At 65.5% G+C, this 5,868-nt stretch carries 6 protein-coding genes; all 6 read right to left on the bottom strand.

The features are described from left to right. A partial coding sequence (locus EN879_RS21745; protein WP_127274240.1) for an ATP-binding cassette domain-containing protein occupies window positions 1-286 on the bottom strand: 286 nt, incomplete at its 3' end. After that, entirely contained in the window at window positions 286-1,089 is an 804-nt protein-coding gene (locus EN879_RS21740; RefSeq protein WP_082826501.1) for an ABC transporter permease, read from the bottom strand. The genes EN879_RS21740 and EN879_RS21745, both read right to left, overlap by 1 nt. Beyond that, entirely contained in the window at window positions 1,086-2,216 is a 1,131-nt protein-coding gene (locus EN879_RS21735) for an ROK family transcriptional regulator (RefSeq protein ID WP_027160785.1), read from the bottom strand. The genes EN879_RS21740 and EN879_RS21735 overlap by 4 nt, the downstream gene beginning before the upstream one ends. Window positions 2,217-2,440: 224 nt before the next feature. Further along, a complete protein-coding gene (locus tag EN879_RS21730) occupies window positions 2,441-3,526 on the bottom strand; it encodes a histidine kinase dimerization/phosphoacceptor domain -containing protein (RefSeq protein ID WP_063168598.1) in 1,086 nt (361 codons plus the stop codon). A 143-nt stretch (window positions 3,527-3,669) separates the two neighbouring features. Continuing rightward, a complete protein-coding gene (locus EN879_RS21725) occupies window positions 3,670-5,160 on the bottom strand; it encodes an efflux transporter outer membrane subunit (protein ID WP_063168599.1) in 1,491 nt (496 codons plus the stop codon). A gap of 12 nt (window positions 5,161-5,172) precedes the next feature. Then, window positions 5,173-5,868, bottom strand: a 696-nt coding sequence (locus EN879_RS21720) for an efflux RND transporter permease subunit (protein WP_206520978.1), incomplete at its 5' end; no start/stop codon positions are given.

The following is a 5,868-nucleotide window of genomic DNA, read 5'->3' as shown; positions in this document are numbered from 1 at the left end:
GGCGTACGGTGAGCCAGGGAAACAGCGCGTATTGCTGGAAGATCATGCCGCGCTCCGGACCCGGCCCCTCGACCGCCTTGCCATCGACCAGCACGGTGCCCTCGCTCGGCTTCAGCAGGCCGGCCGCGATGTTGAGCGCGGTCGACTTACCGCAGCCGGACGGACCGACGACGGTGACGAATTCGCCGTCGGCGATGTCGAGCGACAGCCGGTCAAGCGCGACGAAGGCATTGTCCTTGAGGTCGAACCGGCGCGTGACCTTGTCGAAGACGATCTTGGGCGGCATCACACGCGCTCCTGCCAGACGGTCAGCCGGCGCTCGATCACCAAAAGGATGCGATCCATGGCAAGGCCGAGAAGGCCGATGGTGATCAGGCTGACGAAGATGGTCGGCAGGTCGTAGTAGAGTTGCGCCTGCTGCATGCGGAAACCGAGGCCGGTCTGCGCGGCGATCAGTTCGGCGGCCACCAGCGTCGCCCAGGCCGAGCCGAGGCCGATGCGCACGCCGACCAGGATGAACGGCGTCGATGCGGGAATGATGACGCGCAGGAAGATGGTCATGTCCTTGGCGCCGAGCACGCGCGCGGCGTTGATCATCGTCTTGTCGACGCTGATGACGCCCTGATAGGTGGCGACGACGCCGGCCAGGAAGGAGGCCAGGAAGATGACGAAGATCTTCGGCGTCTCGTCGATGCCCATCGTTACGATCGCCAGCGGAATGATGGCCAGCGGCGGGATCATGCGGAAGAACTGCAGATACGGCTCGATAAGCGAGCGCGCGACCTTGTACCAGCCCATGACGAAGCCGACCGGGATCGCCAGGATGACGCCGAGGAGAAAGCCGGTCATCACCCGAGCAAGGCTCGACATGATGTCGGTGGCGAGCTGCCCGTTTGCGATCAGATCGATAAACCTGGACGCAACCTGTGGCGGTGGCGGCAGGCCCACCGCGCCGCCCGCCGTCAACACCCACCAGATGGCGATGCCGGCGACGAGACCGCAGAGATTGAGCGCGAGACCGCGATAGTCGATACCCCGATCCTCGTTCGAGCCGCCGCCGGAGCGTGTCGTCTTCGACGCTTCGCTCATCGCGACACCCCCGAATAGAAAAAATGGTCGAGCGCCGCCGCAGCAGCACCGATGGCGCCGGCACCAGGACCGAGGCTCGACCGCTCGACCCGCAGCACGTCGCGCATCGGCGGCAGGACGCGTGGCGGAACGCCCCGCCTTATATGATCGATGAAGCTTTCCGGGGCTTCGGCCAGGTGACCGCCAAAGACGATCAGATCGGGATTGAGCAAATTGGTCGCCGTCGCTATGGCCGTCGTCAGATGCCGGAGCGCCGCGTTCCAGACGTCGGGATATTTCTCCACCGCGGCCAGCAGGCGCCTGGGATGAGGCGTGTCGATATGGGCGGCGCGGGCCAGCGCGCGTTCGGACAGGAATGTCTCCAGGCAGCCCACATTGCCGCAGGCGCAACGCTCGCCATCCTCGACCACCTGGACATGGCCGAGCTCGACGGCCCCGTAGCCGCCGGGACGGAACGGCATGCCGTTGATCACCAGGCCGGCGCCGAGGCCGGTGCGCAGATAGATGTAGAGCAGCGCGGTCGTGTCGCGCCCGATGCCGTAGCGCGATTCCGCCAGCGCCATCGCGCTGACATTGTGCTCGACCACCACCGGCATGCGCAGCGCCGTTTCGAGCTCGTCGGCGAACGGCACGTCCTTCCAGTCGTAATTGACCGACTGCAGGTTGCGGCGGCGCTTGGTGTCCACCGGTCCCGGCACGCCGAGCCCCAGGCCGATCAGGCGCGAACGGTCGACGCCGGTCTTCTTGATCAATTGCTCGACGATCCGCACCACCATGCCGATCACCGCGGCGGGTTCGCTGGTGGCGGTGTCGAAATGCTGCGAGGCCATGGCTTTCGAGGCGGCCCTGAGGTCGGTGATGGTCGCGTCGATCGTTCCCGCGCCAATGTGCACGCCAACCACGGACAGGGCGTCGGGCACCAGCGCGACGCCGATCGCCGGCCGGCCGACGGGTGCATCGCCGGCAGTGGCCTGGTTGAGCTCGACCACGGTGCCTTCCCGCAGGAGATGGGCCGTCAGATGGGTCAGGGCGGTGGGTGACAGCGAGGTGCGCCGCGCCAGTTCGGCGCGCGACTGCGGACCGTCGTCGCGCAGGATTCGCAGGATCGCTCCGTGGTGCGCGCCCATTCTTCCTCCCTATTATTTTCTAATGTTAATAAATTAATTAAGCCTGTCAAGCACGGCAAAGCGCGGCTTGCGACTGGCATCGATGCACCTGGCTTTCACCCTACCCTGCCGCTGGAGTAGGGGCATTGACGCGAAGGGAGATAGCGGGGAAGGCAAGGCCGTCATGAGTAGGTCGAAGATCAGCCAAGCGGAGACGGCCACCTATGCCGCTTGGCTCCCGCGCGCTAAGGGGCGGTGGCAGCCGAGCGCTTGAACAGGATGGTCACCCGCGTGCCCTCGCCGGCGCTCGACGTCACGTCGAACTCCGCCTTGGCATTCTCGGTCAGCGAGCGGGCGATCAGCGCGCCGAGTTTGCCGCGCTTGGGCCAGCTCTCGCCGTCCGGCAGGCCAATGCCGTCATCGGCGATCACGATGCGGCAGCCATCGCCGTCAACGATGCTGTGCAGCGTGATCGTGCCGCCGTCACGTCCCTGGAAGGCATGTTTGAGCGCATTGGTCAAAAGTTCGTTCACCACCAGCCCGGTCGGCATGGCGACATTGATCGACACCGGATAGGTGTCGACCTTCATGTCGAGGCGGATGCCCTCGACCGCATGCGAGTTCATGACCGCCGACGCGATCTGGCTGAGATAGACACCAAGATCGACCTCATCCTTGCCATCGTCCCCCGACAGCGTCTGGTAGAGGATCGCCAGCGCATCGACGCGCCCCGCCAGCCTCTCGAAACGCTTCTGGTCCGGTTCGGCCGCGTTGCGCGTCTCCATCCGGATCAGCGCGGTGATCATCTGCAGATTGTTCTTCACCCGGTGCTGCAGTTCGCGCAGCAGCGTGTCCTTCTCACGGATGCGCTCGTCGATCGATCGCGCATCTTCGGTTTCGCCATGGGCCGAAACGTCGACCAGCGCCACCAGCCGGAAGCAGGCCTTGCCATTGTCGTCCTCGATGACGTTGGAATAGACGTCGACGATAGTCGGTTGGCCTTCCTTCCGCTCCAGCCGGAACGTGCCGATGAAATCAGTGTCCTCGACCACGGCCTCGAACAGCGGCCGGTCCTTCTGCTTGTGCAGGCCGGTGCCGGAAAGCGCCGCCCAGTGTTGGCGAGCGAGCATCGCCGCCTTGAGGCCGGACAGTTTCTCGAATTCCGGATTGGCATAGACGACACGCTCCTTCGAACCCAGGTCCGAGACGGCAATGGCGATCGGCACCTGGTCGAGGAACTTCTTGAACTGTTCGCTTTCGAGCGCGCTGGCAAGGTCCGGCGTTTCGAGCAGCTGCCCGACCGCTTCGGCCTTCTGTGTATCGGATGTCATCTGCGGCGCCTGTGCTGTGTGGGCACCATCAATAACAGCGATGCGATCACCCCGCCATCGCCAAACATGGAGTCCGCATTTTCACGCCCCGCATCGGCGATGGCGGCGTGTCTGCCGAATTGACGCCGCTGCCTGAGAGTGCCTCAGGAGGCCGGCTTCGACGCCAGCCGTGGACCGGTCTTGACGTCGACGATCTCCGGCTTGGCGCTGTCGACCGCGCCATCCCAGCCGCCGCCGAGCGCCTTGTTGAGGGCGATGTAGTTGGTCGCCAGCAGGACGCGGCTTTGCAGCAGCGAGTCCTCGGCCGAATAGAGCGAGCGCTGGGCGTCGAGCACGTCGAGGAGGCTTGTCTCGCCGGCCTTGTAGAGCGTGCCTTCGAGACTTGCCGCCTCGCCATAGGACTTCGCGGACGAGGCGAGCTTGCCGATCCGGATGCGCTCCTGCGACAACAGCACCAGCGCGTTCTCGACATCCTCGAGCGCCGTCAGCACCGAAGACCGGTAAGCGATGAAATACTGATCGCGTTGCGCCTTGGCGACCTCGACGGCCGCCTGCAATTGGCCGGCATTGAACAGCGGCACACTCAGCGTCGGCCCGAACGACCAGCCGATCGACGAATTCTTGCCGAGATCGCCAAGCTTCAGCGCCGCCGTGCTGATGTCTCCCGTCAGGCTGACCGAGGGATAGCGGGCGGCTTCGGCCTGGCCGATCTTGGCGGTATATTGCGCATATTGGCGCTCCGCCATGCGCAAATCGGGCCGCGATAGCAGGAGGTCGGCGGGAATTCCGGTGGGCATCGGCAGGCGCGGTGCAGGAATGGGCGCGACCCGCTTCAGCCGCTCGTTGAGCGAGGCAGGCGGCCGGCCGGCCAACACCGCGAGACGATGCACGGCCTGCGCATAACTTGCCTCCAGCGTCGGAACGGCGGCTTCGGTGCTCGCTGCCTGACCCATTGCCTTGGCGACATCGGCGGCGGTCGCCGTGCCCGCCTGCGCCATGGTGCGGGTAAGTTCGGCGGTCTGTCTTTGCGACGCGGCCGAACGACGGGCGAGCGCGATGCGGGCCTGGTAGCCGCGCGCCTGGGTATAATAGGAAGCGACATCGCCGACCAGGGTGAGAAGCGTCGAGCGCAGTTCCTCCTGCGAGGCGTTCAGCCCGTAGTGCGCGGCCTCTACGCCCCTCCGGTTGGCGCCGAACAGGTCGAGCTCCCAGCTTGCATCGAAGCCGGCCTGGTACTCGCTGTAGGTGGCGTCAGAGCCTGATGTGGTCTCGGCCGACTTGTTGCGGGAGGCCGAGCCGGAGCCGTCGGCCGAAGGCAGCAATGTGCCGGCACTCTGGCGATAGCTGGCGCGCGCCTCGCGGATTTTTGCCTTGGCGGTGGCGACATCGAGATTGCCGGCAACCGCTTCCTCGACAAGCGTGTTCAGCTCGGGATCGCGTAGCCGCTGCCACCATTTTGACAGTCGTGCCGGCTGGGCAGGCTTTGTCGGCTTCTGGCCGCTCCAATTCGCCGGCATTGCCAGTATCGGTGTCTGATAATCCGGACCGACGACGCATCCCGCGAGCAGGACAGCGGTGAGCATAGGCGCAAGAAGCCGCCTCGCGGCCACCGAGCCACGTTCCAAACCTGTCATGTGAAGTTTTCCTTATTGCTGGGTGGCCGTCACCGGCGTCTCGCCCGTATCTGGTTTGGCCGCCCTGCCCTTGAAGATGCGCCGCACCGTGACGAACAATAGCGGCACCAGGAAGACGCCGATCACCGTCGCCGCGATCATGCCCCCCATCACGCCGATGCCGACCGAGTTCTGCGCGCCCGAGCCCGCACCGCTGGCGATCGCCAGCGGCAACACACCGAGGATAAAGGCCAGCGACGTCATCAGGATCGGCCGCAGCCGTTGTCGCGCCGCCTCCAGCGTCGCCTCGACCAGCCCCATCCCGGCGGCCTGCCGCTCGATGGCGAACTCGACGATGAGGATGGCGTTCTTGGCGGCGAGACCGATCGTGGTCAAAAGGCCGACCTTGAAATAAACGTCGTTGGACTGGCCGAACAGGCTGGCCGCCAGCAGCGCGCCGAAGATGCCGATCGGCACCGACAGCATGACCGCGAACGGGATCGACCAGCTCTCATAAAGTGCGGCCAGGCACAGGAACACGACCAGCGCCGAGATCGCATAGAGCGACAGCGCCTGGTTGCCGGAAAGCTTCTCCTGGTGCGACAGCCCGGTCCACTCGTGCGAATAGCCGGCGGGCAGTTGCGCGACGAGCTTGTCGATCTCGTCCATGGCGGCACCCGAGCTGACGCCCGTGGCCGCCGCGCCCTGGATCTCGACCGCCGCCGACCC

The sequence above is a fragment of the Mesorhizobium sp. M7A.F.Ca.AU.002.02.1.1 genome (assembly GCF_003998535.1).
Taxonomy (GTDB): Bacteria; Pseudomonadota; Alphaproteobacteria; order Rhizobiales; family Rhizobiaceae; genus Mesorhizobium; species Mesorhizobium ciceri.
Note: the sequence above shows the minus strand (reverse complement) of the source record. Positions and strands in the feature narration are given on the sequence as shown.

Excerpts from the sequence above, each read along its gene's own strand:
- EN879_RS21740 (WP_082826501.1), bottom strand. The coding sequence starts at position 1,089 with ATGAGCGAAGCGTCGAAGACGACACGCTCCGGCGGCGGCTCGAACGAG.
- EN879_RS21735 (WP_027160785.1), bottom strand. The coding sequence starts at position 2,216 with ATGGGCGCGCACCACGGAGCGATCCTGCGAATCCTGCGCGACGACGGT.
- EN879_RS21730 (WP_063168598.1), bottom strand. The coding sequence starts at position 3,526 with ATGACATCCGATACACAGAAGGCCGAAGCGGTCGGGCAGCTGCTCGAA.
- EN879_RS21725 (WP_063168599.1), bottom strand. The coding sequence starts at position 5,160 with ATGACAGGTTTGGAACGTGGCTCGGTGGCCGCGAGGCGGCTTCTTGCG.